Annotated in this window: 21 protein-coding genes; 11 read left to right on the top strand and 10 right to left on the bottom strand. The window is 72.9% G+C overall.

The genetic code is table 11. The features are described from left to right. Positions 1 to 27: 27 nt before the first annotated feature. Genes O7602_RS05760 through O7602_RS05735 form a run of 6 tightly spaced genes read left to right on the top strand, consistent with a single transcriptional unit; the run spans position 28 to position 5,353 of the window. The gene (locus O7602_RS05760) at positions 28 to 2,403 is read left to right on the top strand and encodes a nitrate- and nitrite sensing domain-containing protein (protein ID WP_281587175.1); all 2,376 of its coding nucleotides are present in this window, start codon (positions 28 to 30) and stop codon (positions 2,401 to 2,403) included. Next, positions 2,400 to 2,792 carry a roadblock/LC7 domain-containing protein gene (locus O7602_RS05755; protein ID WP_091071202.1) on the top strand — a complete coding sequence of 131 codons (393 nt, stop codon included), beginning with the start codon at positions 2,400 to 2,402 and terminating at the stop codon, positions 2,790 to 2,792. The genes O7602_RS05760 and O7602_RS05755 overlap by 4 nt, the downstream gene beginning before the upstream one ends. Then, positions 2,789 to 3,766, top strand: a complete 978-nt coding sequence (locus O7602_RS05750) for a TAXI family TRAP transporter solute-binding subunit (protein ID WP_281587174.1) — start codon at positions 2,789 to 2,791, stop codon at positions 3,764 to 3,766. The genes O7602_RS05755 and O7602_RS05750 overlap by 4 nt, the downstream gene beginning before the upstream one ends. Positions 3,767 to 3,811: 45 nt before the next feature. Next, positions 3,812 to 4,666 (top strand): MerR family transcriptional regulator, encoded by an 855-nt coding sequence (locus tag O7602_RS05745; protein WP_281587173.1) that lies wholly within the window; start codon positions 3,812 to 3,814, stop codon positions 4,664 to 4,666. A gap of 46 nt (positions 4,667 to 4,712) precedes the next feature. Continuing rightward, entirely contained in the window at positions 4,713 to 4,970 is a 258-nt protein-coding gene (locus tag O7602_RS05740; protein ID WP_281587172.1) for a type II toxin-antitoxin system prevent-host-death family antitoxin, read from the top strand. After that, the gene (locus tag O7602_RS05735; RefSeq protein WP_281587171.1) at positions 4,955 to 5,353 is read left to right on the top strand and encodes a PIN domain-containing protein; all 399 of its coding nucleotides are present in this window, start codon (positions 4,955 to 4,957) and stop codon (positions 5,351 to 5,353) included. Before O7602_RS05740 ends, O7602_RS05735 begins: the two co-directional genes overlap by 16 nt. An 8-nt stretch (positions 5,354 to 5,361) precedes the next feature. Here O7602_RS05735 and rox read toward each other — a convergent pair whose 3' ends face one another. Further along, complete coding sequence (gene rox / locus O7602_RS05730; protein ID WP_281587170.1) at positions 5,362 to 6,795, bottom strand: rifampin monooxygenase; 1,434 nt, start codon at positions 6,793 to 6,795, stop codon at positions 5,362 to 5,364. 325 nt (positions 6,796 to 7,120) lie between these two features. Here rox and O7602_RS05725 point away from each other — a divergent pair, with 325 nt between their 5' ends. Both O7602_RS05725 and O7602_RS05720 read left to right on the top strand, forming a co-directional pair. Further along, positions 7,121 to 7,375 carry a type II toxin-antitoxin system prevent-host-death family antitoxin gene (locus O7602_RS05725; protein WP_281587169.1) on the top strand — a complete coding sequence of 85 codons (255 nt, stop codon included), beginning with the start codon at positions 7,121 to 7,123 and terminating at the stop codon, positions 7,373 to 7,375. Continuing rightward, entirely contained in the window at positions 7,372 to 7,746 is a 375-nt protein-coding gene (locus O7602_RS05720) for a type II toxin-antitoxin system VapC family toxin (RefSeq protein ID WP_281587168.1), read from the top strand. Before O7602_RS05725 ends, O7602_RS05720 begins: the two co-directional genes overlap by 4 nt. A 73-nt stretch (positions 7,747 to 7,819) precedes the next feature. Here O7602_RS05720 and O7602_RS05715 read toward each other — a convergent pair whose 3' ends face one another. The 7 genes from O7602_RS05715 to ppdK form a co-directional block, all read right to left on the bottom strand. Further along, on the bottom strand, positions 7,820 to 8,356 hold the full coding sequence (locus tag O7602_RS05715; RefSeq protein ID WP_281587167.1) for a hypothetical protein: 537 nt from the start codon (positions 8,354 to 8,356) through the stop codon (positions 7,820 to 7,822). Continuing rightward, the gene (gene dnaG, locus O7602_RS05710; protein WP_281590140.1) at positions 8,356 to 10,248 is read right to left on the bottom strand and encodes a DNA primase; all 1,893 of its coding nucleotides are present in this window, start codon (positions 10,246 to 10,248) and stop codon (positions 8,356 to 8,358) included. Before dnaG ends, O7602_RS05715 begins: the two co-directional genes overlap by 1 nt. Positions 10,249 to 10,377: 129 nt before the next feature. Further along, on the bottom strand, positions 10,378 to 12,012 hold the full coding sequence (locus O7602_RS05705; RefSeq protein ID WP_281587166.1) for a BCCT family transporter: 1,635 nt from the start codon (positions 12,010 to 12,012) through the stop codon (positions 10,378 to 10,380). 59 nt (positions 12,013 to 12,071) lie between these two features. Continuing rightward, positions 12,072 to 12,908 (bottom strand): siderophore-interacting protein, encoded by an 837-nt coding sequence (locus tag O7602_RS05700; RefSeq protein ID WP_281587165.1) that lies wholly within the window; start codon positions 12,906 to 12,908, stop codon positions 12,072 to 12,074. Positions 12,909 to 12,956: 48 nt separating this feature from the next. Next, a complete protein-coding gene (locus O7602_RS05695) occupies positions 12,957 to 14,189 on the bottom strand; it encodes a deoxyguanosinetriphosphate triphosphohydrolase (RefSeq protein ID WP_281587164.1) in 1,233 nt (410 codons plus the stop codon). A 57-nt stretch (positions 14,190 to 14,246) separates the two neighbouring features. Continuing rightward, positions 14,247 to 14,600, bottom strand: a complete 354-nt coding sequence (locus O7602_RS05690) for a VOC family protein (RefSeq protein WP_281587163.1) — start codon at positions 14,598 to 14,600, stop codon at positions 14,247 to 14,249. Between the two features lie 110 nt (positions 14,601 to 14,710). Further along, entirely contained in the window at positions 14,711 to 17,419 is a 2,709-nt protein-coding gene (ppdK, locus tag O7602_RS05685) for a pyruvate, phosphate dikinase (protein WP_281587162.1), read from the bottom strand. A gap of 384 nt (positions 17,420 to 17,803) precedes the next feature. Between ppdK and O7602_RS05680 the strand changes: the two genes are divergently transcribed. Further along, entirely contained in the window at positions 17,804 to 19,543 is a 1,740-nt protein-coding gene (locus O7602_RS05680) for a family 20 glycosylhydrolase (protein ID WP_281587161.1), read from the top strand. A gap of 388 nt (positions 19,544 to 19,931) precedes the next feature. After that, on the top strand, positions 19,932 to 20,591 hold the full coding sequence (locus O7602_RS05675; RefSeq protein ID WP_281587160.1) for a C39 family peptidase: 660 nt from the start codon (positions 19,932 to 19,934) through the stop codon (positions 20,589 to 20,591). Between the two features lie 59 nt (positions 20,592 to 20,650). Here the strand turns inward: O7602_RS05675 and dusB are convergent, their stop codons facing one another. Continuing rightward, a complete protein-coding gene (dusB, locus tag O7602_RS05670) occupies positions 20,651 to 21,742 on the bottom strand; it encodes a tRNA dihydrouridine synthase DusB (RefSeq protein WP_281590138.1) in 1,092 nt (363 codons plus the stop codon). A 235-nt stretch (positions 21,743 to 21,977) separates the two neighbouring features. On the opposite strand from dusB, the gene O7602_RS05665 reads away from it, so the two are divergent. Continuing rightward, on the top strand, positions 21,978 to 22,940 hold the full coding sequence (locus O7602_RS05665; protein ID WP_281587159.1) for a type IV toxin-antitoxin system AbiEi family antitoxin domain-containing protein: 963 nt from the start codon (positions 21,978 to 21,980) through the stop codon (positions 22,938 to 22,940). A 54-nt stretch (positions 22,941 to 22,994) separates the two neighbouring features. On the opposite strand, the gene O7602_RS05660 is transcribed toward O7602_RS05665, so the two are convergent. Further along, the gene (locus O7602_RS05660) at positions 22,995 to 24,374 is read right to left on the bottom strand and encodes a glycine--tRNA ligase (RefSeq protein ID WP_281587158.1); all 1,380 of its coding nucleotides are present in this window, start codon (positions 24,372 to 24,374) and stop codon (positions 22,995 to 22,997) included. Positions 24,375 to 24,447: the final 73 nt, after the last annotated feature.

Raw genomic sequence — 24,447 nt, 5'->3', positions numbered from 1 at the left:
CGACCCACACCCGACCCGGAGACCCCCGTGCCGCAGCCCCACCCCACCCGCGTACGCCGGCACCACCGTTCCGCGGACCGTGCCGGGCGTTTCCGGTCGGTGCGCGTCCAACTGCTCGCGCCGATCCTGGTGGCCACGGCCGGTCTGGTGGTGCTCGGCGCGGCGCAGTCCGGCGCCGCGCTGGACGCCTCCGCGGACGCCGGCCGGGCGCGCGTGCTGGCCGGCACCGCGACCGCGACCGTCCGGCTGGTGCACGAGCTGGAACGCGAGCTGGCCGAGACGGCCGCGCTGCGCCAGCGCGGCGGCAACGCCGGGCGGCCCCTCGTCGACGCCCAGCGACGCCGGGTGGACGCCGCGGTCGACAGGTACCGCTCGGCCGGCGGCGACGCCCGGCGGGCCGCCCCGGACCTGGCCCGGGTGCTCGACAACGCCGACGGCCACCTCGACCAGCTCGACCCGGCCCGTGCGCTGGCGGTGACCGGGGAACGCGGCGACCCGGCGTACGGGTCCCTGGTGGAGTCGCTGCTCGCGGTCGCGGACGCGCTGCCCAGCCAGCTCCGCGACGCCGGCCTGGCCAACGAGGCACGCGAGGTCGCCTCGGTGGCCGCCCAGGAGCACCTCGCCGCGCTGGAACGCGACCTGCTGCGCACGGTGTTCGTCCGCGGCGCGTTGGAGCGGGGCGAGCTGGCCCGGCTGGGCCGGCTGCGGGGTGCCCGGGAGCAGCGGCAGGCCGAATTCCTCCGGATCGCCTCCGGACCGTCGAACGCCGCCTGGTACCGGGTGGTCGACGGCACGGACGTGACGGCGGCCCGGCGGATGCGCGACGCGGTGCTGGACACCGACGGTACGCCGGAGACGCTGCGGACCGACGGCGACGCCTGGTACGTGGCGCAGAGCGGCGCCATCCGCCGGTACAACCTGCTCGGCCGGGAACTCTCCGACGACCTGGACCGTGACGCCGCCGAGCTGGCCGGCGACGCCCGGCTGCGCGCGCTGCTGACCGCCGCCGCGACGAGCGCCGTCGCGCTCGGCTCGCTCGTCACCGCCGTGCTGCTGGCGGTACGCACCAGCCGCCGGCTGCGCCGGCTGCGGGTCGCGGCGCTCACCATGGCGAACCGGGAGCTGCCGGAACGGATCACCTCGATCGCGGCGGGCGAGGGCGCGCCCGAGGACGGTCCGGCCACCCGGATGACCGACGGGATCCGCCGCGGGCGGGACGAGGTGGCGCAGGTCGCCGAGGCGTTCGACACCGTCAACCGGGCCGCGCTGCGGCTCGCCGGTCAGCAGGCCGAGCTGCGGCTGGACGTCACCCGGATGGCCGAGGCGCTGGCCCGCCGGATCCGTACGCTGATCACCCGGCAGCTCCGGCTGCTCGACGACTTCGAACGCGAGGAGACCGACCCGGACGCGCTGGCCCGGCTCTTCGCGCTCGACCACCTGGCCGCCCGGTTGCGCCGCAACGGCGAGAACCTGCTGGTCCTCGCCGGCGGCGAGCCCGGCCGGGGGCACGAGGGCGCGTTGCTCCTGGACGACGTGGTGCGGGCGGCGGCGTCCGAGATCGAGGACTACCCGCGGGTGGAGATCGACGTGCCGGCCGCCGCGGTGCACGGCGCGGCGGCCGGCAACCTGGTGCACCTGCTGGCCGAGCTGCTGGAGAACGCCACGGTCTACTCGCCGCCGGCGTCCCGGGTGCTCGTCGACGGGCGGCGGACCGTGGACGGGCTGGTGCTGCGCGTCCACGACCAGGGCATCGGCATCAGCGACAGCCGGTTGGCCGAGATCAACGAACGGCTCGCCGCGCCGGCCACGCTGTCGAGCGCCGCCGCCGGGAGCATGGGCCTGCACGTGGTGGCCCACCTGGCCGCCCGGCACGGCATCCGGGTGCAGTTGCACCACGTCGACAGCGGAACGGTGGCGCAGGTGGAGGTGCCCGAGTCGGCGCTGACCCGGGTCGAGGCGGTGACCCGACGGCCGGCCGCCGACCGCCGGGCCCCGCACGGGCCCACCGCGCCCTGGTTCAAGCCGGGGAGCACGGCGGTGCCGGCCGCCGCGGTCGGCGACCTGGTCACCGCCGCGCCGCCGGCCGCCCGATCGCCCGGCGCGCGCGGCGTCGCCGCGGTACGCCCACCGGGCGGCGCCCTGCCGGTGCCGGTCGAGGCGCGGCTCCGGCCGGTGAGCGCCCCGCCGGCGCCGGTGTCGACCACCGGCGCGGGCCTGCCCCGCCGGACCCGGGGCGGGAGCCTGCCCGCGCCGATGCCCAGCGCCACCACGCCGCCGCCGGCGGCGGACCTGCTCGACCCCGAGGTCGTACGCGCCCGGCTGTCCGCGCTCGCCGCGGGGGTGGCCAGCGCGACCCGCCGTACCTCGAACACCACCACCACACCCACCGGGAGAACGCCATGACCACACCCGTTACCGCCGGACTCGACTGGCTGCTGGCGAACTTCGCCGAGCAGGTGCCGGACGTCTCGCACGCGCTCGCGGTCTCCGAGGACGGGCTGCGCCTGGCCTCCTCCCCGGACCTCTCCGCCGACCAGGTCGACCAGCTCGCCGCCGTGATCAGCGGCCTGGCCAGCCTGACCGTGGGCGCGGCCCGGCTGATGTCGGCCGGGCGGGTACGCCAGCAGATCGTGGACATGGACGGCGGGGTGATGCTGGTGATGGCGGTCGGCGAGCGGGCGTTGCTCGGCGTGCTCGCCGCGCCCGGGTGCGACCTGGGCCAGATCGGCTACGAGACGGCGACGCTGGTGCAGCGGGTGGCGGAGGCGTTGGAACCGGCGGTCCGGCAGTGACCCGCCGCCCGCTGCGGCTGGTGGCCGCGCTGCTGTCGGCCGTGCTGGTGGCCGGCTGCGGCGGCGGGGACACCGCCGCTCCGGCCTGGCACGGCGGGCGGATCTTCCTGGCCACCGGCAACACCACAGGCGTCTACTACCAGCTCGGCGGCGGGTACGCCGACCTGATCAGCCGGCACCTGCCGGGCTACGAGGCGCGGGCGGAGCCGACCGGCGCGTCGGTGGAGAACATCACCCGGCTGGCGAGCGGCGACATGGAGATCGCGTTCAGCCTGGCCGACACCGCCGCCGACGCGGTCAGCGGGCGGGGCGTCTTCGACAAGCAGCCGCAGCCGGTGCGGGCGCTGGCCCGGGTCTACAGCAACTACACCCACGTGATCGTCCGCGCCGACGGCAAGATCGGCAGCTTCGCCGACCTGCGCGGCAAGCGGATCTCCACCGGCTCGCCGAAGTCCGGCACCGACATCGTCGCCGGGCGCCTGCTCACCGCCGCCGGCATCGACCCCGACCGGGACATCCAGCGGGTCAACCTGTCGCTGCCGGAGACCGTCAAGCGGATGCGGGCCAACGCTCTGGACGCCATGTTCTTCTCCGGCGGGCTACCCACCCCGGGCGTCAAGGACCTGCTCTCCGCCACGCCCGGGAGGTTCCGGCTGCTGCCGCTGAGCGACCTGATCGAGCCGCTGGGCGCCCGCTTCGGCCCGGTCTACACCACCGCGATCCTGCCCAAGGAGGTCTACGGCACGCCGGAGCCGACACCGACCATCACGGTGGCGAACGTGATCCTGGTGGCCGCGGACATGCCGGACCAGCTCGCGTACGACCTGACCCGGGTGCTCTTCACCTGGCAGAGCGAGCTGGCCCAGGTGCACCCGGAGGCGGCGAACTTCACCCGGTCGAGCGCGGCGCTGACCGATCCGATCCCGCTGCACCCGGGCGCGCGGCGGTTCTACCGCAGCGGCGGCAACCGCTGACGCGCTTGACCCTCACACGATGTCAGGGCCGATGCTGAGCGGACCATGTTCAGTATCGGAGAGTTCGCCGGCCTGGGCCGGGTGTCGGTGCGCATGCTGCGCCACTACGACGCCATCGGCCTGTTGCGTCCCGCCCACGTCGACCCGCACAGCGGCTACCGCTTCTACACCGCCGTGCAACTGCGCCTGCTCAACCGGGTGACCGCCCTGAAGGATCTGGGCTTCAGCCTCCAGCAGGTGCAGACGCTCATCGACGAGGAGGTGGATCCCGCCGAGCTGCGCGGCATGCTGCGCCTGCGCCGGGCCGAACTGGCCGCGCGGATGCGGCAGGACACCGCCCGCCTGGCCCAGGTCGACGCGCGACTCCGCATGATCGAGAGCGAGGGGCACATGGACACCGGAGACGTCGTCCTGAAGAACATCCCGGCGATCCGGGTGGCGCAACTGTCCGGCACCGCCGCCGGCTACGACCACCCGACGTCGATCACCGAGAACCTCACGCCGCTCTATCCCCGGCTGATGGAGTCGCTGGAGCGGCACGGGATCGCCATCACCGGCGCGCCGATCGCCTGGTACGAGCCGGCGCCGTCCGAGCCCGGCGACGAGACGATCCGGGTGCACGCGGCGTTCCCGATCGGCACGGCCGACGAGCCTCCGGCCGCCGGCTTCGAGGTGGTCACGCTTCCCCCCATCGGGTACGCGGCGACAGCGCTGCACCACGGCCCGATGTCGGAGGCGTTCCGGACCGGGCAGAAGATCGCCAACTGGATCGACGACCACGGTCACCGGGCGGTCGAACCGGGTTTCGCCCGGGAGGTCTACCTGGACTGCCCGCCGGACGAGTTCGACAGGTGGGTGACCGAGATGCAGGTGCCGGTGCGCGTCGCGACGGCGTCGTGAGCCGCGGCGGCGGTCGAGTGGTCTGATTATCAGATATACTCCGGTCATGCGTACCATCTCGGCCACCGAAGCCTCGCGGAGATTCTCCGATCTCCTCGATGCGATCGAGCGCGGCGAGAGCGTCGTCGTCACGCGCGGGAACCGCCCGATCGCGGAGATCCATCCAGCGCATCGTCGCACCGGTCGCGACCTTCGAGCCGCACTGACCGACGTCCCGTCACCCGATGATCACTTCGAACGGGATATCGCCGACGCCCTCGGCTACGTCACGAGCGAACGGACGGATCCGTGGGCCGACGCCTGATCCTCGACACAAACGTCCTCATCGCCTACGAACGCGGCACACTCGACCGCGCCTCGCTCGACGAGGACGAGCTGGCGATCGCCGCCGTCACCGTCGCCGAATACCGGGTCGGCATCGAACTGGCCGACACCGTCGCTCGCGCGGCCGACCGGGCGCGAGCCCTGGCGGCGATCGTCAGCGCGGTCGACGTCCTCGACTACACCGAGGCGACCGCCGCCCACCACGCCCGACTCATCGCGCACGTACGCCGCGCCGGGGCACCACGCGGCGCCCACGACCTGATCATCGCCGCCCACGCGGCCGAGACCGGACGAGTCATCCTGAGCCGAGACGCGAAGGCCCGCTTCGGAGACCTGCCCAACGTGCTGGCGGCGGAGGTCTGAGCGGCGGATCAGCCGTCCGCGGCCCCGAACCACTGCGGCAGCCGGTCGAGCAGCTCCCGCTGGTCGTCACCGACCCAGGCCACGTGCCCGTCCGGCCGTAGCAGCACGGCGGGCACGTCCAGCTCCTCGCTGACGTCGACGACGTGGTCGACCCGATCCGCCCAGCCGGCCACCGAGAGCCGGCCCGTCTGGTCCAGCAGCAGCCCACGGCCGGCGTGCATCAGCCCGTACAGGCTGCCCCGCTTGAGCCGCACGTCCCGCAGCCGGCGGCCGAGCAGTTCGTGGCCCTCGCCGAGGTCGTACCAGACCGAGATCGCGGTGATCTTCTCGATCAGGTGGCGGTTGACCTCCTCGACGTCCATCAGCTCCGTCAGCAGCCGCCGCACCGCTTGCGGGCCCGGGTCCAGGGACATCAGCTCCGTCTGCGCGCGGGTGTTGTCGAGCACGTCCGCGGCCACCGGCCGCCGCTCGGACTCGTACGTGTCCAGCAGTCCCGCCGGCGCCCACCCGCCGACCTCCGCGGCCAGCTTCCAGCCCAGGTTGAACGCATCCTGGAGACCGAGGTTGAGCCCCTGTCCGCCAAGTGGCGGGTGGACGTGCGCCGCGTCGCCGGCCAGCAGCACCCGGCCGACCCGGTAGCGATCGGCGAGGCGGGTGGCGTCACCGAAGCGGGACAGCCAGCGTGGCGAGTGCACCCCGAAGTCGGTGCCGGCGGTCGCCCGCAACTGCTGCCGGAACTCCTCGAAGCTCGGCGGAGCGGTGCGGTCCTCCGCCACGCCGGCGGCGGGCACGACCACGCGGTACAGCCCCTCCCCGTCCCCGACCGGCCCGGCGCCGAACCGCAACTGCGTCCTGCGTACCTCCGTCATCACGGCGACCACCTCGTCCCGCGGCGCGGTCAGCTCCATCACGCCCAGCAGCGTCTCGTGCCGGGTGGGCTCACCCGGAAAGCCGACGCCCAGCAGCTTGCGCACCGTGCTGCGACCGCCGTCGCAGCCGACGAGATAGCGTGAACGCAACCGGGTGCCGTCGGCCAGTTCGGCGGTCACCCCGCCCTCGTCCTGGCCCAGCCCGACGAGGTCGCTCCCCCGCCGGATCTCGGCGCCGGCCTCGATGGCGTGCCCGGCCAGCAGCCGCTCGGTGACGGGTTGCGGAATGCCGAGGATGTAGCCGTGCGCGGTGTCCATCCGTGGCGGCCACGCCTTGGCGATGCCGGCGAAGTAGCCGCCGAGTTGGAACGTCTTCCCGGCCGCGAGGAACCGCTCCAGCAGGCCGCGCTGTGCCAGCACCTCGATGCTGCGCACGTGCAGGCCGAGTGAGCGGACCACCGTGGTCGGCTCCGGCTCCCGCTCCAGCACGACCACGCCCACGTCGTGCAGCCGCAGCTCGGCGGCCAGCATCAGGCCGGTCGGCCCGCCACCCACGATGATCACGTCGATCATGGACTCCCCCGTTCGGTTTCGCCAGGTCACGGCGTCGAACGGAGAGTCTGCGGCACCACCCGGGTCTTGCCGCAAGACCCGGGGTGCGATATATGTTGAGAGTGGCAGAGAGTGACGGCTCCCTCCTGCCGCAGCCGTTGCCGACGGCGCACCGGGAGCCGACCTGTTCAGCGCGCTCACCGACCGGTTCGCCACGCACGGAGGCGTCGAGCTGGACCTGCCCGCCCGGGCCACCCCGCGCCGTGCCGCTGCCATTGAAGAATACGGTGACCACGCGGCCGAGCAGGCTAGACTAACCCCTTAGCTAAGCGAGGGGGTCTGCGCCATGTCGGCTGAGGCCGTGCACTACAACATGCATGATGCCAAGACCCACCTGTCACGCATCATCGAACGGGTGGAACACGGCGAGGAGATCATCATCGACCGGGCAGGCACCCCGGTGGCGAAGGTCGTGCCGCTGGTCCGGCGGGTCAACCGCACCGCGGTCGGCTCCCTCGCCGGCCAACTGGACCTCTCCGGTGACTGGGACTCACCACAGACCAACGCCGAGATCGCCGACGACTTCGGCATCGGCGCATGAACCTGCTGCTGGACACGCACGTCGCGCTCTGGGCCATCACCGGCGACCCGACCCTCGGCACCGAACTGCTCGACCGACTGCGCCACGAGCCGGACATCTTCCTCTCCCCGGTCACCCTGTGGGAGATCACCATCAAACAGAGCACCGGGAAATTCGCCGGCCCCCCTGACCTCGCCGAGCGGGTAAGAGACATGGGCTTCCGGGAACTCCCGGTGACCCACGCCCACGTCATCGCCGCCGGCCGCCTGCCATCGCACCACCGCGATCCCTTCGACCGCATGCTTGTGGCACAGGCAATCTGCGAAGGGCTGACCCTCGCCTCCCGCGACACGTCGATAGCGCTGTACGACGTGGACGTCCTCAAGGTGTGATCGGACGTTTCAGCCCACGCCTGAGGTCCGCGCGAGGGCCGAGGCCATCCACCCGAACCCGCGCCGGTCACGCTCAGACGTCGGCAGGCGTGGTGGCGGCGCGGGCCTCGGCGACCAGCCGGCCCGTCTCGGCGGCCACCGCCTCGTCGTCGGCCGGCGTGCCCGGGTCGTAGCGCACCGTCCAGGTCAGACCGTCGACCCCGGACACCCGCCGGGCGGCGATCCGGCCGGCGCCGCCGGGCACCGGGTGGTGCGCGGTGTACGCCACCGAGCCGGTCACCCGGGCCCGCACCTGGTGCGGCAGGTCGCCCGGGTCGAGTAGCAGGTATGACTCGGCCGGGGCGTCGGCGACCACGAGGTAGCCGTCCCGCTCGCCGGCCGGCTCGGCCGGGGTGACGGTCAGCTCGCGGCCGGACCAGATCGCCTTGAGGATGTCGTGCCACCCGAGGCGCTCACCGCGACCGGGCAGCCACAGCCCGCGGTTGGTGGCGACCAGCACGCCGTCGCCCTCGCCGTTGCCGGCGGCGGCCCAGGCGAGCACCCGCTCGTCGGCGGCGAGCGGCGGCCGGTCGGCCGGCGGCAGCTTCGGGCGGCGGCGGAAGAGGCCCATCACAGTCCTCCCGCGGCCTGCTCGCGTAGCGCCCGCGCGTGCTGCTCCAGCGAGAGCAGCTCGCCGAAGAGGGCGAAGTATTCGTCCTTGTTGCTCACCGGGTTGATCCGCTGGATCTTCGACTTGAGGTCCCGGATCCGGCCGGTGACCGAACTCCACTGCAACCGGGCCATGGTGACCGAGACGTACCTCGGGTCGACCTCGCCGTCGATGCGCAGCGGCTCCACCGCCAGCTCGCCCACCAGGGCCTGCGCGGCCAGGTCGGCGCAGGCGTCGCGGACCCGCTCGATCCAGACCGCGCCGCCGGTGGCGCCGGCCGCCCCGCCGGCCTCGGCGACGGCGGCGCGGACCGCGGCGTGCACCGGGTGCTGGTAGTCGGTGACCTCGACGGCGTCGAACATCGGGCCGGCCAGCACCGGCTCCTGGAGCGCCAGCTTCAGCGCCTCCCGCTCCACCATCGACCGCGGGCTGTCCACGGCCGGTGTGGCGGGCCCCGGGCGGGACGGCGCGGGACGGCCACCGGCCGGCTCACCGTGCGCGGCGGTGAGCACGGCGCGCTGCACCGGCTCGATCTCCATGCCGAGGTCGCCGGCGAGCTTGCGGACGTACTCCGGGCGTTTCTCCAGGTCCTTGATCTTCGCGACCAGCGGCGCGGCCCGGCGCATCGCCTCGACCCGGCCGTCGACGGTGTCGAGGTCGAACCGGGTGATCACGTGCCGGAGGGCGAAGTCCACGAGCGGCTCGCGGCGGGCCACCAGGTCGCGGACGGCCAGGTCGCCCTTTGCCAGCCGCAGGTCGCACGGGTCCATGTTGTCCGGGCTGACCGCGATGAAGGTGCGCCCGACGAAGCGCTGGTCGTCCTCGAAGGCGCGCAGCGCGGCCTTCTGGCCGGCGGCGTCCCCGTCGAACGTGAAGATGATCTCGCCGGCCCGTTCGTCGCTGTCGAAGAGCACCCGGCGCAGCACCGAGATGTGGTCCGAGCCGAACGCGGTGCCGCAGGTCGCCACCGCGGTCGGGACGTCGGCGAGGTGGCAGGCCATCACGTCGGTGTAGCCCTCCACCACCACCACCTTGCCCTGCTTGGCGATCTCCCGCTTGGCCTGGTCGATGCCGTAGAGGACGTGGGACTTCTTGTAGATCGGCGTCTCGGGGGTGTTGAGGTATTTCGGGCCGTCGTCGTCGTCGAACAGCTTGCGAGCGCCGAAGCCGATCACGTCGCCGGTGATGTCCCGGATCGGCCACATCAGGCGGCGCCGGAACCGGTCGATCAGCGAGCCCGACCGGGCCGGACGGGACAGGCCGGCGGTGACCAGCTCGTCGTGGGTGAAGCCCCGCTGGCGCAGGTGCTTGGTGAGCAGGTCCCACCCGTCGGGGGCGAACCCGCAGCCGTAGCGCTCGGCGGCGGCCCGGTCGAAGCCGCGGTTGGCGAGGAACTCCCGGGCCGGCCGGGCGCCGGCGGCGCCGAGCTGGGCAGCGTAGAACTCGACGGCGGCGGCGTGCGCGGCCACCAGGCGCTGCCGCTGCCCCTGCTGCGGGCGGGCACGCGGCGTGGACCTGTCGTCCTCGACGTAGCGCAGTTGGATGCCGGCCCGGGCGGCGAGGCTCTCGACCGACTCGACGAACCCGAGGTGCTCGGCGTCCATCAGGAACTTGATCGCGTCGCCGCCGACCCCGCAGCCGAAGCAGTAGAACACGTTGCGGGCGGGCGAGACGTTGAACGACGGGCTCTTCTCGTCGTGGAACGGGCAGAGCCCCTTGAGGTTGCCGCCACCGGCCGACCTGAGCGTCACCACCTCGGAGATGACGTCCGCGATGGCGGTGCGCTCGCGGACCAGCGCGATGTCCTCGTCCCGGATCCGCCCCGCCATGACCGCCACCCCCTCGGCGTACATCCTGCCCTGCCGGACCGACGATCCGGCGGCCGGGGGCACGGGCGGGTGGCCCACGACGCCCACCCCCGCCGGCTCAGGCCGAGCGGACGGCCGGGGCGTCGCCGATCCGTGGGAACGGCTCGATCGAGCTCAGCGCCGGGGGTGATGCAGCCAGCGGGTGACCGGCGGTGGTTCCTCCTCCTCGTACGACCGGGCCGCACGCACCGCGGCAGCCAGGCCCGACCGGCGCGGCCGGGCCCCGGCACGCAGGCTCGGGTCGGCGGCCATCTCCCGGACCAGGGACACCGCCAGGCCCAGCATCACCACCACGAACGGCAACGCGACGATGATGGTGGCCTGCTGCAACGCGTCCAGGCCGCCGACCAGCAGCAGCGCCGCCGCGACCGCGCCGATGAGTACGCCCCAGAGCACCACCACCGCGCGGTGCGGCCGCAACGCCCCACGCGAACTCAGCGAGCCGAGCACCAGGGACGCCGAGTCGGCGCTGGTGACGAAGTAGAGCGCGATCAGCACCATGGCGAGCACGCTCGTCACCGTGCCCAGCGGCAGCGCGTCCAGCAGGCCGAACAGCGCCTGCTCCGAACCGGCGCCCACGTCGGCCACCAGATCCCGGGTGCCGGTGGCCTGGGTCCGCAGCGCGGTGCCGCCCATCACCGCGAACCAGACCGCGCTGGCGCCGCTGGGCACCAGCAGCACCCCGACGAGGAACTCCCGCACCGTACGCCCCCGGGAGATGCGGGCGATGAACGTGCCGACGAACGGCGCCCAGGAGATCCACCACGCCCAGTAGAAGATCGTCCAGGAGCCCAGCCAGGCCGGGTCGGAGAACGCCCCGGTCCGGGTCGACATCCGTACCAGCCCGCTCAGGTAGTCGCCGACGGCCGCCGGCAGCACCTCCAGCGTGTAGACGGTGGGACCGACCACGAACACGAACAGCATCAGCACGACGGCGATCAGCACGTTGGTGGTGGACAGCCACTTGACCCCGCGGTGCAGGCCGGAGAAGGCCGAGAACACGAAGGCCAGGGTGAGCGCTCCGATGATCACCAGCTCGACGGTCCGGCTGTCCGGCACGCCGGCTACCAGGTCCAGACCCGCCGCCACCTGGAGCGCGCCGAGCCCGAGGCTGGTCGCCGAGCCGAACACGGTGGCGAAGACGGCCAACAGGTCGATCGCGCGGCCGATCGGACCGTCCGTGCGCGTGCCGAGCAGCGGCGCGAACGCGGACGAGATCCGATTGCCCCGCCCCTTGCGGAACGTCGAGTAGGCGAGCGCCAACGCCGCGATCGCGTAGATGCCCCACGGGTGCAGCGTCCAGTGGAAGAGGGTGTACTGCATGGCCGCCGCGGCGGCGCCGCCGGTCTGCGGCTGGACGCCGGAGGCGGGCGGGGGCGCGGCGTAGTGCTCGATCGGCTCGGCGACGGCGAAGAAGACCAGGCCGATGCCCATGCCGGCGCTGAACATCATGGCGATCCAGGCCAGCCCGTTGAACTCCGGCTCGTCGTCGTCGGCGCCCAGCCGGATCCGACCGAACCGGGACGCGGCGAGCACCACCGCCAGCACCAGGAAGGCGTCGGCGGCGACCACGAAGAACCAGCCGAACGTGGTGATCGTCCAGTCCAGCCCGGCCGTGCCGAACGACGCCAGGGAACCGCGCGCGAACACCCCCCAGGCCACCACGGCCAGCACCCCGGCCACACCGAGCCCGAGCACCACCCGGTCGGCCGGCTGCGTCGCGGGCCGGTCCCGTACCTGTTCCGCCATGGCCCCATCCTCGGCGGACCGGGGGCCACGGCGGGGCGGAACGGATCAGGAAGCCCAGCTCAGGCCGCGACGGCGGCGGACTCCTCGGCCTCCACCTCGGCGTTCCACGTTTGCTTCGTGGAGCGCCAGCCCTCGTCGTCCAGGCCGCGCCGCCAGTAGCCGGAGATGGACAGGTCGGCCCGGGGCACGCCGCGCTCCACCCGCAGCAGGCGGCGCAGCTCCTTGACCGCGCCGGCCTCGCCGTGCACGAACGCGTGCACCCGACCGGGCGGGAACTCCAGCGCCCGGACCGCCTCGACCAGCGCCGCGCCGGCCGGACGCCCGGCCCGGTGCAGCCAGCGCAGCTCGACCGCGCCGGCGCCGGCCAGCGGCAGCTCGTCGGCGGGACCCGCCACCTCGACGAAGACCCGGGCCGGCGCGCCGGCCGGCAGCCGTTCCAGGGCGGCGGCGATCGCCGGCAGCGCGCTCTCGTCGCCGGCCAGCAGGTGCCAGTCGGCCGTCGGGTCCGGCGCGTACGCGCCGCCGGGCCCGGTGAACAACACCCGGTCGCCGGGACGCAACGCCGCCGCCCACGGGCCGGCCAGCCCCTCGTCGCCGTGGTGGACCACCTCCACGGTCAGCTCACCGGCCGTCGCGTCCCAGGCCCGCACCGTGTACGCGCGCAGCCGCGGCCACTGCTGCGCCGGGAACTCCCGCTTGATGGTCGCGAGGTCGGTCGGGTGCGGATAGGTGACGCCGTCCGGCGGGAAGACGAACTTCACGTAGTGGTCGGTGTACGCACCCACCGGCAGGCCGGTCAGCTCGGTGCCGCCCAGCACGAGGCGGATCAGGTGCGGGGTGGGCCGAGCGGTCCGGACGACCGTGGCGGCGGTGAGCGACTTCGGGCGTTCCGTCATGCCGGTTAGGCTACCCTCACCAGCCGGCCGGTCCCGCCGGCCGGGCGGTCAGCTCGGCGACACCAGCCGGGCGTGCCAGGCCAGCGCCGCCGGGTCGGTGAGCGAGGCCACCTGGTCGATCACCACGCGCAGCCGCGTGGCGTCGTCCGCGGCGTCGCGCCAGAGCGGGGCGAAGACCGGGTCGAGCGCGTCCGGGGCCCGGTCGAGCAGCGCGGCGACCAACTCGGCCAGGATCGCCCGCTGCCTGTCGTAGCGGCCCCGGGAGCCCGGGCGGCGCATCACGTAGCGCAGGGCGATGCCCTTGAGCAGCGCGCACTGCGCCCGGATCCGGCGCGGCACCACCAGGTCGGCGGCGTAGCGGCGGTGCGGCCCGGCGCCGTGGCGGGTCTCGGTGGCGGCCACCACGGTCGAGACGAACCGGCCGGTGAGCACGCTCGTGGTGGCCTTCAGCGCGGCCATCGCCCGATGGCTGCCGTCGTACGCGGCGAGCGGGGCGAGCGCCGGGTCGGCGAGCAGCTCGGCCAGCACCTCGCCGAGGTCCTCCGGCGCCTCCCCGGAGTAGGCGGACGCCACGTCGGCGCAGAGCGCCCGCCGCTCGTCCTCCTCGGCCAGCAGCGGGCGCAGGTCGACGTACCCGCCGTGGATGCCGTCCTCGACGTCGTGCACCGAGTACGCCACGTCGTCGGCCCAGTCCATCACCTGGGCCTCCAGGCAGCGCCGGCCACCGGGCGGGGCCCCGGCGCGCAGCCAGTCGAAGACCGGACGGTCGTCGGCGTACACGCCGAACTTGCGTTCTCCCGGCCGGCGCGGCCACGGGTATTTGCCGACCGCGTCGAGCGTCGCCCGGGTGAGGTTGAGCCCGGCGGACCGCCCGTCCGGGGTGAGCACCTTGGCCTCCAACCGGGTGAGCACCCGCAGCGTCTGCGCGTTGCCCTCGAAGCCGCCGCACGCGGCGGCCAGCTCGTCCAGGGCGTACTCGCCGTTGTGGCCGAACGGCGGGTGGCCCAGGTCGTGCGCCAGCCCGGCGGTGTCCACCACGTCGGGGTCGCAGCCGAGGCGGGCGCCCATCTCGCGGGCGACCTGCGCCACCTCCAGCGAGTGGGTCAGCCGGGTACGCAGGAAGTCGTCGGTGCCGGCGGCGTGCACCTGGGTCTTCGCGGCGAGCCGGCGGAACGCCGCCGAGTGCAGCACCCGGGCCCGGTCCCGCTCGAACGGCGACCGACCGTACCCGGTGTCCTTGGGCGTCTCGGCGACCAGCCGGGCCGCGTCGTCAGCGTGCAACGGGGTTTCGCTGGCGCAGGGCCCGAAGGTCACGACTGCGGGGCTCGCAACACCGGCTCACTCCTCGCGCTCCCGGAGAACGCAGAACTCGTTGCCCTCCGGGTCGGACAACACGGTCCACTCCACGTCGCCCTGCCCGAGGTCGACGTGCCGCGCGCCCATGTCGACGAGCCGTTCCACCTCGGCCTCCAGGTCGGTCGGGCGCAGGTCGATGTGCAGCCGGTTCTTTCCCTGCTTCGTCCCGGACACCGGGACGAAGACGAGGCCGGGGAGCGTGTCCGGAGTCCGGCGGATCTCCACCTCGTCCGGCTTGTCGGTGACCACCTGGTAGCCGAGCGCCTCCGCCCACCAGCGGGCGAGCCGGGACGGGTCCTGGGCATCGACGGTCAGGTTCTCCCAGACGGCGGTCATGCGGCCACCCCTCCTGATCGACACGTGGCGGAAGCTCAGGTTACGCCGGAGTGCCCGGATCGGCGCGCCAGCGGGCCGCCGGTGGTCACCGACGGCCCGCGCGGGCGTGCTCAGCGTGAGTCGGAACCGGTCGTGCTGACGGCCGCCCGCCCGGCCTCCAACCGGGCCACCGGCACCCGGAACGGCGAGCAGGAGACGTAGTCCAGCCCGACCGAGTGGAAGAAGTGCACCGAGTCCGGGTCGCCGCCGTGCTCGCCGCAGACGCCGAGCTTCAGCCCGGGCCGGGCCGCCCGGCCCTCCTCGGCGGCGATCCGGACCAGCCGGCCGACCCCGTCCGCGTCGATCGACTCGAACGGCGAGATGCCGAAGATGCCCAGCTCCAGGTAGCGCCAGAAGAACGCGCCCTCCACGTCGTCGCGGGAGAAGCCCCAGCCCATCTGGGTCAGGTCGTTGGTGCCGAAGGAGAAGAACTCGGCCGCCTCGGCGATCTGCCCGGCGGTGAGCGCCGCCCGGGGCACCTCGATCATCGTGCCGATCAGCACCTCGACGCCGCTGTCCCCGACCACCTCGGCGATGATCCGCTCGGCCTCGGCGCGTACCGTCTCCAGCTCCTGCACGGCCCCGACCAGCGGCACCATGATCTCCGGACGGGCCGACCCGCCGTCGCGGGTCACCGCGACGGCGGCCTCGGCGATGGCGCGGACCTGCATCGCGAACAGGCCCGGGATGACCAGGCCGAGCCGGACCCCGCGCAGGCCCAGCATCGGGTTCTCCTCGTGCATCCGCCGGACGGCGGACAGCAGCGCCTCCTCCTTCGCCACGTCCTCACCGCGTTCCTGTGCGACCGCGACGTTCACCGCGAGCTGCTCCAGCGGCGGCAGGAACTCGTGCAGCGGCGGGTCGATCAGCCGCACCGTGACCGGCAGGCCGTCCATCTCCCGGAAGATCTCCACGAAGTCGTCGCGCTGCAACGGCAGCAGCGCGGCCAGCGCGTCCTCCCGTTCCCGGCCGCCGCCGGCGAGGATGAGCCGCTCGACCAGCTCCCGGCGGTCGCCGAGGAACATGTGCTCGGTGCGGCACAGGCCGATGCCCTCGGCGCCGAAGCGCCGGGCCCGCGCCGCGTCCGCGCCGGTGTCGGCGTTCGTCCGGACCCGCAGCCGCCGCGCCGAGTCGGCGTGCGTCATGACCCGGTGTACGGCGCGGACCAGCGGATCGTCAGTGGTCTCCGGGTCGAGTTCGCCCTCGAAGTACTGCACCACCTCGGACGGCGTGACCGGCACCTCACCGAGGTAGACCTTGCCGGTGGTGCCGTCGATCGAGACCACGTCCCCCTCGCCGACGGTGTGCCCGCCGACGGTGAACTTCTTCGCCGGGACGTTCACCTCCAGCGCGTCGGCGCCGGAGACGCAGGTCTTGCCCATGCCCCGGGCCACCACGGCGGCGTGGCTGGTCTTGCCGCCGCGCGAGGTGAGGATGCCCTTCGCGGCGATCATGCCGGTGAGGTCGTCCGGGTTGGTCTCCCGGCGGACCAGGATCACCGACTCACCCTCGGCGGCCAGCTCGACGGCGCGGGCCGAGGTGAAGACCACCCTGCCGGACGCGGCTCCCGGCGACGCGCCGATGCCCGTGGCCACCGGCTCGAAGTCGTGGTCGAGCTGGAAGCGCGGGAACATCAGCTGGGCGAGCTGCGCGCCGTTGACCCGGTGCAGCGCCTCGTCCAGGTCGATCAGGCCCTCGTCGACGAGCTGCCCGGCGATGACGAACGCGGCGGCGGCGGTGCGCTTGCCGACCCGGGTCTGGAGCATCCAGAGCTTGCCGCGCTCGATGGTGAACTCGATGTCGCAGAGATCCTTGTAGTGCTCCTCCAGCCGGGCCATGATGCCGAGCAGCTCGTCGTAGGAGGTCTTGTCGAGCTGCTCCAACTCCTGCAACGGCACGGTGTTGCGGATGCCGGCGACCACGTCCTCGCCCTGCGCGTTGGCCAGGTAGTCGCCGTAGATGCCCTGCGCGCCGCTGCCCGGGTCGCGGGTGAACGCGACGCCGGTGCCGGAGTCCGGCCCGAGGTTGCCGAAGACCATGGAGACCACGTTGACCGCGGTGCCGAGGTCGGCCGGGATGCGCTCCTGCCGGCGGTAGAGGATGGCCCGCTCCGCGTTCCACGAGTCGAAGACCGCGCGGATGGCCAGGTCGAGCTGCTCCCGGGGCTCCTGCGGGAACTCCCGCCCGGTGTGCTTGGCGAAGATCTTCTTGTATCGGTCCACGAGCCCGCGCAGGTCGTCGGCGTCCAGGTCGAGGTCGTTGTGCGTACCCTTGGCGCGTTTGGCCTCGTCGAGCGCGTGCTCGAACTCCTCGCCCGGCACCTCGCAGACGGTCTTGCCGAACATCTGGATCAGCCGCCGGTAGGAGTCCCAGGCGAACCTGTCGTTCTGCCCGGCCTGCTTGCTCAGGCCGATGACGCTGCGGTCGTTGAGGCCGACGTTGAGGACGGTCTCCATCATGCCGGGCATGGAGAACTTGGCGCCCGAGCGTACGGAGACCAGCAGCGGGTCGTCCGGGTCACCGAGGCGGCGGCCCATCTCGCGTTCCAGCGCCTCCAGGTGCGCCTCGATCTGCCCGGCCAGCCCGTCCGGCTCGTGCCCGGTCGTCAGGTACGCCTGGCATGCCTCGGTGGTGATGGTGAAGCCGGGCGGGACGGGCAGCCCGAGGTTGGTCATTTCGGCCAGGTTGGCCCCCTTGCCACCGAGCAGGTCCTTGAGGTCCTTGTTGCCCTCGGCGAAGTCGTAGACGTACTTGTGCTCGACCGTTTCTTGCGATGCCACCAGAGCCTCCCACGCGCGCCATTGACACTTAACGAAGGTTCAGTTCGGACCTACCCCGGGAGCTACCACCGGTAATCCCGGCTCGTCAGCGATCGGTGGGCGAAGGTTAAGCGACCTTCGCGGGACCTGGGACCGTTCGGTGACTATTGGCACAACAGTCACCCCTGCCCGCGTCCGTACCGGTTTTTGGGAACGCTTCCACGAGCAGGAACACGCAATTCCGATTCACCTCGTACCCTTGACGGCACTGGATATCGCCGAACCTCACCTTTGCCATATCCCGCACGAATACCCCCTCGGAGCGCTGCCGTGCCGACCAGCCCCACCAGCCCCGAGACCGGCCCGACGTCGGCTGGTCCGACCCCTGTCCACCGCCTGCCCGGTGTGCCCACGGACGCCGCCGGGCTGGCCGGCGTCGCCAGTGACCGGGCCGCCGACCTGCTCGCCCCGCCCGCGCCGGTCCGCCTCCACGACGTGGTGCCCGCCCCCGAGCACGTCCGGCCCGACCCGGCCGGCGACTTCACCCTGCGCGCCGGCGCGGTGCTGCGGGTGGGCCCCGCCGGCCGGGACGTGGCCGAGCAGCTCGCCGGCTGGCTGCGCCCGGCCACCGGCTACCCGCTCCCGGTGACCGACACCACGGATCCCGACGCGGACGGCCCGCTGACGCTCACCCTCGCGTCGAACGCCGGCGGGCCGGGCGAAGGGCTAGGCGCATGGCCGGACGGCGGCGGGTCGGCGGACGGTGGCGGGCCCGGCGCAGGGCTCGGCGCAGGGGCGGACGGCGAGGCGGGCCAAGGGCTCGGCGCAGGGTCGGTCGACGGTGCTGGGCTCGGTGACGAGGGCTACCGCCTCGACGTCACGGCCGGCGGCGTCCGGATCACGGCCGACACGGCGGCCGGCCTGCTCCACGGCGCGCAGACGCTGCGGCAGCTCCTGCCCGCGGCGATCGAGAGCGCCACCCCGACCGGAGAGCGCTGGACGGTCCCCGGCGGCACGATCGTCGACCGGCCGCGCTTCGCCTACCGGGGCGTCATGCTCGACGTCGCCCGGCACTTCTTCGAGGTGGCGGACGTGCTGCGGGTGATCGACCACCTGTCCCGGTACAAGCTCAACCACCTGCACCTGCACCTCACCGACGACCAGGGCTGGCGGATCGCCGTCGACTCGTGGCCCCGGCTCGCCGAGGTCGGTGGCGCCACCGCGGTCGGCGGCGGCCCTGGAGGCTGGTACAACCGGGACGACTACCGGCGCATCGTCGCGTACGCCGCCCGCCACCACGTGACCGTGGTACCCGAGATCGACCTGCCGGGGCACACCAACGCGGCGCTCGTCGCCTACCCCGAGCTGGCCCCCAGCAAGATCGCGCCGCCGCCGTACACGGACACCGAGGTCGGCTTCAGCTACGTCGACCCGGCCGACGAGCGGACGTACGCCTTCGTCGCCGACGTGTTCGGGGAGGTGGCCGCGCTGACCCCCGGTCCGTGGCTGCACCTCGGCGGCGACGAGGCGTTCAAGGTGCCGGCGGAGAGCTACCGGGCCTTCGTCGAGCGGGCCCAGGCCCTGGTCGCGGCCACCGGCAAGACCGTCGTCGGCTGGCACCAGCTCGCCCCGGCCGGGCACGCCGACGGGCGCGTCCTCCAGTGGTGGGGCACGAACGGCGACGACCCGGAAACGGCCGACGCGGTACGCCGGGGCGCTCGACTGATCCTCTCCCCGGCCAACCACGCATATCTGGACATGAAATACGCCCCGGACACACCGATCGGACACGACTGGGCCGGCCTCATCGACGTGCGCCGGGCGTACGACTGGGATCCCGGCAGTCACGTCCACGGCGTACCGGCCGAGGCCGTGCTGGGTGTGGAGGCGCCGTTGTGGACCGAGTCGGTCACCAACCGCGCCGAGGTCGAATTCATGCTCTTCCCGCGCCTGCCCGCCATCGCCGAGCTGGGCTGGTCACCCCGCTCGACACACGCCTGGGCCGGCTTCCGGGAACGGCTCGCCGGCCAGGGCCCGCGCTGGGCCACGGCCGGAATCACCTTCCACCCCGCCCCGGAGATCCCCTGGCCGCACGCCGCCGTCCCCACCCAGCCCACCCGCGACAGCGCGCCCACCACCCCCTGACCGCCCCCACCCCACCACCCGCCCCGACGGCCTGTTTCACGGAAAGAGGGGCTAAACGAGCTCGGACAGCCCCTCTTTCCGTGAATCCGCGTTGGGGTGGGGCTGAGGCGGGGCGGGCTTGAAACGGACGCTGGGGACATTCGTCGCAGCGTGGGCGGGTGGGCGGGTGGTGGGCGTCACCGTGGCGGCGGAATCGCTGTCGGGGTCGGCGTGTTGTACATGGCTGACCGCGCCGCACCCGCTCGCCAGCCACCCCGTGCCCGGCCGGAGCCGGCGGGGAATGACCCCGGGCCGCCGGTCGTTACACCCCCGAGCCGATGCCCCACCGCACTCTTTCCCCCATGCGGCGCACCCCGCCGCGTACCCCCGACCAGGGAGGCAACCGATCATGGCTACCACTCTGCTGCGCAAGACCGTTCTGACCGCTGCCGGTATCGCCGCCACCGCCGGAGGCATCGCCGGCCCCGCCATCGCCGCCCACGCCGCTCCGGCCGAGAAGGCCGCCGTCGTCGTCGCCGACCGCAAGGGCGGCCACGGCGAGCGGGAGCTGGACGTGCGCTACGAGGCGCAGCCCAACTTCTACTTCTGCGGCCCCGCCGCCGCCCGCAACGCCCTGTCCGTGCAGGGCAAGAACATCGACGTAGACGCCATGGCCCGCGAGATGGGCACCACCGAGAGCGGCACCAACAGCATCAACGACATCACCCCGGTGCTGAACAAGGAGACCGGCGCCAAGGACGCCTACCGCTCGGTGGAGATCCGCAGCTCGAAGGCGGACGAGAAGCAGACCGAGACGCTGCGCGCCGACATCGTCAAGACCGTGGACAACGGTCGGGCGGTCGTGGCCAACATCGTCGGCACCGCCACCGACACCGACGGCAACACCCACTCCTTCGAGGGCGGCCACTACATCAGCGTCATCGGCTACCGCGACGACGGCAAGGTCGTGACCATCGCCGACAGCGCCAACCCGAACATGGCCTCCTACCGGATGAGCGTGGACAACCTGGCCGACTGGATCGCCACCCGCGGCTACTCGACCTCCTGACCGACTGACCGACCGACAGCGGAGGGCCCGACCCCGAACGGGGGTCGGGCCCTTCGGCGTCAGCCGCCGGAGTCGTCCAGCTCCGCGCCCTCCGGCGGGGTGTCGTCGTCGCGGCTGGCCAGCCAGCCGTCGGGCAGGAAGACCTTCCCCGGGGAGTTGGTGCGGCCTCGTGGCTGGCCGAGCGTCTCGACCGGGAAGGGTACGGCCGGGTCGAGCTTGCCGAGCAGGTCGTCGAGCTGCGCCAGGCTTTCGATCATGGCGAGTGAGCGACGCAGTTCGCCGCCGATCGGGAAGCCCTTCAGATACCAGGCCACGTGCTTGCGGAAGTCGGTGCAGCCGTCCCGCTCACCCCGGGCCGGGTTGCGCGCCCCGGCCACGAACTGCTCCACCAGCAGCTCGGCGTGCCGGCGCATGGTCACCGCCACCTCGCCGAGGGTGGGCAACCGCCGGTCGACCCGGCCGTCGAACGCGGCCTCCAGGTCGGCGAAGAGCCACGGCCGGCCCAGGCAGCCACGCCCCACCACCACGCCGTCGACCCCGGTGTGGGCGACCATCCGGAGCGCGTCCTCGCCCTCCCAGATGTCGCCGTTGCCGAGCACCGGCACGTCGAGCGCCGCCTTGAGCGTGGCGATGGCGTCCCAGTCGGCGGTCCCCGAGTAGCGCTGCGCGGCCGTACGCCCGTGCAGGGCCACCGCGGCGACGCCCGCGTCCTGGGCGGCCAGCCCGGCCTCGACGTACGTCAGGTGGTCGTCGTCGATGCCCTTGCGCATCTTGACCGTGACCGGCACCCCGGCGGGTGACGCGGCGTCCACCGCGGCCCGGACCAGCCGGGCGAACAGCCGGCGTCGCCACGGCAGGGCCGAGCCGCCGCCCCGCCGGGTCACCTTCGGGACCGGGCAGCCGAAGTTCAGGTCGATGTGGTCGGCGAGGTCCCGCTCGACCACGATCCGCACGGCGGCGGCGGTGATCTCCGGGTCGGTGCCGTAGAGCTGGAGGCTGCGGGGCTTCTCCTCGGCGCCGAAGGCGATCATGCGCAGCGTCTTCGGGTTCCGCTCGACGAGCGCCCGCGTCGTGATCATCTCGCAGACGTAGATGCCGCCGCCCTGCTCCCGGCAGAGCCGCCGGAAGCCGACGTTGGTGATCCCGGCCATCGGCGCGAGCACCACCGGCGGCCACACCGCATACGGCCCGATCTTCAGCTCATCCACCGCCCAAGTGTAAGGAGGGGCCCCCGCTTAACGCTTTCTGCATAGGCGGGGGCCCCGCTTAACACCGGCGCATATCACAGCGCCGGTGGGAGGTGCGGGGTTTCCACAAGCGGGCCGGTATCCACAGGACGTGGGCGACGGGCAGCACGAACACCCGCCCGTCGCCCACGCTTGCCGCATGGTCGATCACCCGCCCCGGCTGGCGGACATCGCGCACCGCCAGCAGGACCTGGTCACGCGCGTCCAACTGCTGCAAGCCGGCTACGACGACATGTTCATCTACCGACAAACCCGCCGGGGCCGCTGGCAGCGCGTGCTGCCGGCGACCTATGCCCTGGTCACCGGCGTGCTCACCGACGAGCAGCGGCGGATCTCCGCCGCCCTGTACGCCGGCCGGGGCGCCCAACTGACCGGGCTGTCCGCGCTCTCCTGGTACGGCTTCCGATACAGCCCGCGGACCACCGACGTACACCTGCTCGTTCCGCATTCGACGAGCCGCAAGTCGACAGGTCACGTGCTGGTGTCCCGGGCCCTGTCGCTCGATCCGAACGCGCGGGCGACCGCCCACTACCCGGTCTGCTCGCCCGCGCGGTCCGTCGTCGACGCCGCCCGTGACCTGCGCGACCTGCGGACGGTACGGGCGATCGTGGCCGAGGCCGTCCAACGGAGCTTCACCGACCTGGCCGCCCTGGACGAGGAGATCATCCGGGCCCGGCGCAGCCGTACGGCGCTGATCCGGAAGGCGTTCCACGAGGTGACCGCCGGCGCCCGCTCCGCTCCGGAGGCCGAGTTGCGGGACTGTCTCGCCGGGAGCCGGCTGCTCCCGGAGATCCTGTGGAACCCACGACTGACGACAGGTGACGGGTGCACCCTCCCGACACCCGACGGCTATCTTGCCGAGTCGGCGCTGGCGCTGGAGGTCGACTCGCGGGAATACCACCTGAGCCCGGACGGTTGGGCGCGCACGCTCGACCGCCACAACGAGCTGAGCCGGCTCGGGGTGATGACCCTGCACTTCACCCCGGCGCAGATCCGCCGCGAGCCCCGGCGGGTACGCCGGACGGTGGAGCAGGCGCACGCTTCCCGCCCCGGTCTCGCCGCCGCCGTCGCGGTCCAGGCCGCCCCGGCGGCGGGGTGTTAAGCGGGGGCCCTTCCTCTACCAAATGCGTTAAGAGGGGCCCCCGCCTTACACACGTCAGCAGCCGGGGAGGCGCTCGATCAGGTAGCGCTCGACCTGGGTGAGCGCCACGCGCTCCTGGGCCATGGTGTCCCGGTTGCGGACGGTCACCGCGTCGTCGTCGAGCGTGTCGAAGTCGACCGTGACGCAGAACGGGGTGCCGATCTCGTCCTGCCGGCGGTAGCGGCGACCGATCGCCTGCGAGTCGTCGAACTCGACCACCCACCGCTTGCGCAGGTCGGCGGCGAGCTGCTTGGCCTTCGGCGAGAGCGCCTCGTTGCGGGACAGCGGCAGCACCGCCACCTTGACCGGGGCCAGCCGCGGGTCGAACCGCATGACGGTGCGCTTGTCCACGCCGCCCTTGGTGTTCGGCGCCTCGTCCTCGTCGTACGCCTCGAGCAGGAACGCCAGCACCGCGCGGGTCAGGCCGGCGGCCGGCTCGATCACGTACGGCATCCAGCGCTCGCCCTTGCCCTGGTCGAAGTACGACAGGTCGACGCCGGAGTGCTTGCTGTGCGTGGACAGGTCGAAGTCGGTGCGGTTGGCGATGCCCTCCAGCTCGGCGAACTCGCTGCCGCCGAACCGGAACTTGTACTCGATGTCGACGGTGCGCTTCGAGTAGTGGGAGAGCTTCTCCTTCGGGTGCTCGTAGAAGCGCAGGTTCTCCTCGGACAGGCCCAGGTCGAGATACCAGTTCCAGCGCTCCTGAAGCCAGTATTCGTGCCACTGCTCGTCGGTGCCCGGCTCGACGAAGAACTCCATCTCCATCTGCTCGAACTCGCGGGTCCGGAAGATGAAGTTGCCCGGGGTGATCTCATTGCGGAACGACTTGCCGGTCTGCGCGATGCCGAACGGCGGCTTCTTGCGGGCGACCGTCTCCACGTTCTTGTAGTTGACGAAGATGCCCTGGGCGGTCTCCGGGCGCAGGTAGTGCAGGCCCTCGTCGCTCTCCACCGGGCCCAGGTAGGTCTTCATCAGGCCGTTGAACATCTTCGGCTCGGTGAAGGTGCCCTTGTTGCCGCAGTTGGGGCAGTTCAGCTCGGTGAGCGAGGTCAGCGGCTTGCCGTGCTTGGCCTCGTACGCCTCTTCCAGGTGGTCGGCGCGGAACCGCCGATGGCAGGACTGGCACTCGGTGAGCGGGTCGACGAACTCGGCGATGTGGCCGCTCGCCTCCCAGACCTTGCGGGCCAGGATGACCGCGGAGTCTAGGCCGACGACGTCGTCGCGCTGCTGGACCATGGTCTTCCACCACTGGCGGCGGACGTTCTCCTTCAGCTCGACGCCGAGCGGGCCGTAGTCCCAAGCCGACCGGGTGCCCCCGTAGATCTCGCTGGAGGGGAAGACGAAGCCTCGGCGCTTGGCGAGGCTGACGACGGCGTCAATTCGGTCGGCTGGCATGTTTCCTCCTACGCCGGCTGGCGGTCGGCGCGGTCGAGTCGGATGGAATGGGACCACGGTACGACCGCCTCGG

Source organism: Micromonospora sp. WMMD1128 (assembly GCF_027497235.1).
Lineage (GTDB): Bacteria > Actinomycetota > Actinomycetes > Mycobacteriales > Micromonosporaceae > Micromonospora.
The sequence above is the reverse complement of the archived record's forward strand: the minus strand, read 5'-3'. Positions and strand labels throughout refer to the sequence as shown.

Bases quoted from the DNA above. Each gene is read 5' to 3' on its own strand.
- O7602_RS05755 (WP_091071202.1), top strand. From the start codon at position 2,400: ATGACCACACCCGTTACCGCCGGACTCGACTGGCTGCTGGCGAACTTC.
- O7602_RS05715 (WP_281587167.1), bottom strand. From the start codon at position 8,356: ATGGGCCTCTTCCGCCGCCGCCCGAAGCTGCCGCCGGCCGACCGGCCG.
- O7602_RS05665 (WP_281587159.1), top strand. From the start codon at position 21,978: ATGGTCGATCACCCGCCCCGGCTGGCGGACATCGCGCACCGCCAGCAG.
- O7602_RS05690 (WP_281587163.1), bottom strand. From the start codon at position 14,600: ATGACCGCCGTCTGGGAGAACCTGACCGTCGATGCCCAGGACCCGTCC.
- O7602_RS05675 (WP_281587160.1), top strand. From the start codon at position 19,932: ATGGCTACCACTCTGCTGCGCAAGACCGTTCTGACCGCTGCCGGTATC.
- O7602_RS05725 (WP_281587169.1), top strand. From the start codon at position 7,121: ATGTCGGCTGAGGCCGTGCACTACAACATGCATGATGCCAAGACCCAC.
- dnaG (WP_281590140.1), bottom strand. From the start codon at position 10,248: ATGTACGCCGAGGGGGTGGCGGTCATGGCGGGGCGGATCCGGGACGAG.
- O7602_RS05705 (WP_281587166.1), bottom strand. From the start codon at position 12,012: ATGGCGGAACAGGTACGGGACCGGCCCGCGACGCAGCCGGCCGACCGG.
- dusB (WP_281590138.1), bottom strand. From the start codon at position 21,742: ATGGCCGGGATCACCAACGTCGGCTTCCGGCGGCTCTGCCGGGAGCAG.
- O7602_RS05720 (WP_281587168.1), top strand. From the start codon at position 7,372: ATGAACCTGCTGCTGGACACGCACGTCGCGCTCTGGGCCATCACCGGC.
- O7602_RS05700 (WP_281587165.1), bottom strand. From the start codon at position 12,908: ATGACGGAACGCCCGAAGTCGCTCACCGCCGCCACGGTCGTCCGGACC.
- O7602_RS05740 (WP_281587172.1), top strand. From the start codon at position 4,713: ATGCGTACCATCTCGGCCACCGAAGCCTCGCGGAGATTCTCCGATCTC.
- O7602_RS05745 (WP_281587173.1), top strand. From the start codon at position 3,812: ATGTTCAGTATCGGAGAGTTCGCCGGCCTGGGCCGGGTGTCGGTGCGC.
- rox (WP_281587170.1), bottom strand. From the start codon at position 6,795: ATGATCGACGTGATCATCGTGGGTGGCGGGCCGACCGGCCTGATGCTG.
- O7602_RS05660 (WP_281587158.1), bottom strand. From the start codon at position 24,374: ATGCCAGCCGACCGAATTGACGCCGTCGTCAGCCTCGCCAAGCGCCGA.